General features: G+C 64.6%; 2 protein-coding genes. One reads left to right on the top strand and one right to left on the bottom strand.

Translation table 11 applies throughout. The features are described from left to right. Positions 1–79 precede the first annotated feature (79 nt). Complete coding sequence (locus tag Q5762_RS36665; RefSeq protein ID WP_315896657.1) at positions 80–1,237, bottom strand: transposase; 1,158 nt, start codon at positions 1,235–1,237, stop codon at positions 80–82. A 23-nt stretch (positions 1,238–1,260) separates the two neighbouring features. Here Q5762_RS36665 and tnpA point away from each other — a divergent pair, with 23 nt between their 5' ends. Further along, the gene (gene tnpA / locus Q5762_RS36660; RefSeq protein WP_315896656.1) at positions 1,261–1,689 is read left to right on the top strand and encodes an IS200/IS605 family transposase; all 429 of its coding nucleotides are present in this window, start codon (positions 1,261–1,263) and stop codon (positions 1,687–1,689) included. Positions 1,690–1,768: the final 79 nt, after the last annotated feature.

The raw sequence follows: 1,768 nt of genomic DNA, 5'->3' as shown, positions 1-1,768 counted from the left end.
GTCAACTACCCGGCCCTGAAGGGCCAGGCTTGGAGGTAGAGCCCAACTGGCTGCTGGGTGGTCTCCTCCGTCCAGCACCCTAAGCGGGTGCAGGGGCGTGTGACTCCGCCCCGCTTCGCCACAACTCCAGCGCACGGGCGCGGATGTTGCGGGAGGCATTGCGGTCGGCGTGGTCAACGAATCCGCACGACCGGCACGCGAACCGCCCCTGAGAGACACGGTTCAGCTTGTCTGTGTGCCCGCACTCCGCGCACATGCGGGAGGTGTAGGCGGGGTCAACGAACAGTACGGGGACACCGGCGCGACGCGCCTTGTACTCCACGAACTGTCCGAGCTGGGCGAAGGCCCAGGAATGCAGCGCGACCCGTTGGGGCTTGCGAAGCCGTACCCGAGTGCGGATACCGGCAAGGTCTTCCATGCCGATCCCGCGCCCGGTGCGTTCAGCCTCGGTCACGATGCGCTTCGAGATGATGTGGTTGGTCCCGGTCGCCTTGCGCTGCTCCTTGCGGCGCTGCCGCTTGAGGACCCGCTTGGCGGACTTGGTGCCCTTCTTCTGGAGCTTGGCCCGCAGGGCAAGCTGGCGCTTGCGGTAGCGGTTCAGTCCGCGTCCGGCGTGGATCTTCCCGTCGGAGGTGGTGGCGATGTTGACGATGCCGAGGTCCACGCCGAGGAAGTCGGTGGGCTCGTACTGTTCGGCCTCGGGGATCTCGCACGTGGCGATGAGGAACCACATGCCGTCACGGTGGACGAGGTCCGATTCGCCCTTGCGGTACCCGGCGAGCATCTTGCGGGCCTGCTCGGAACAGACGAACCGCACGCCCCGGAGACGCCCGGCGGTGGTCCAGATGGACACGGTCTGCTCATCGACCTGCCAACTGAGACACCGGTCGTCAAACGGCTGAGCCGCATCCCCACGGAAGACGATCGGCTTCGACTCGGCCTTCGTCCGGCGCTTCGAGCCTGGTTTGCCAAGGTTGCCGTTGCGGATGTTCGCCTTGAGTGTCGAGTACGAGTCGGCGACCTTCCGCAGCACATGCAGCGCGGGCTGAGCCGACAGACCCCGGATCTTCAGGTCGTGGTAGGCGAAGCCCTGCAATGCCTTGCGGGAGAACTCGCCCCTCTCGTACGCCTGGCCTGACAGCCAGTTCGCCGCGTCGTTCGCCGTGCGCAGAGTGCACTCAAGTGCCGACGCCACCTCGGGCGTCGGCATGAGGCGAACCTGCACGACGATCTTCATACGGGCATCGTAGCATCGTGTCTATGTCACCACGATGGGAACGAAACCCCGATATTCGCAGGGGCCGCAGCGTCGTCTACACCCTCCACGTGCATCTGGTCTTCGTCCCGAAGTACCGGCGTGGAGTCTTCACCGACGAGATCCTGACCCGCTGCGAAGAGATCATGCGAGAGGTCTGCGCCAAGGCCAACGCCGAGCTGCGCGAGTTCAACGGCGAACGCGATCACGTCCACCTGCTCATCCACTACCCACCACAGGTCAAGCTGTCCGCACTCGTCGGCTCCCTCAAGGGCGTCTCTGCCCACTACCTGCGCAAGGAGTACTCCGACCACATCCGCAAGTACCTGTGGGGCGACCACTTCTGGTCACCCTCATACTTCGCGGCCTCCGCTGGCGGGGCACCGCTATCCGTCATCAAGGAGTACATCGAGCAGCAGAAACGCCCGCTGTAAGGCGGGCGTTAGAGCAGTCCAGAGAAGCAATTCCTCCCGAGCCCTAAAGGGCCGGGATTCCTTGCTAGATCACGTTGAA

The sequence above is a fragment of the Streptomyces sp. P9(2023) genome, from assembly GCF_032436795.1.
Taxonomy (GTDB): domain Bacteria; phylum Actinomycetota; class Actinomycetes; order Streptomycetales; family Streptomycetaceae; genus Streptomyces.
The sequence above is the reverse complement of the archived record's forward strand: the minus strand, read 5'-3'. Positions and strand labels throughout refer to the sequence as shown.

Bases quoted from the DNA above. Each gene is read 5' to 3' on its own strand.
- Q5762_RS36665 (WP_315896657.1), bottom strand. From the start codon at position 1,237: ATGAAGATCGTCGTGCAGGTTCGCCTCATGCCGACGCCCGAGGTGGCG.
- tnpA (WP_315896656.1), top strand. From the start codon at position 1,261: ATGTCACCACGATGGGAACGAAACCCCGATATTCGCAGGGGCCGCAGC.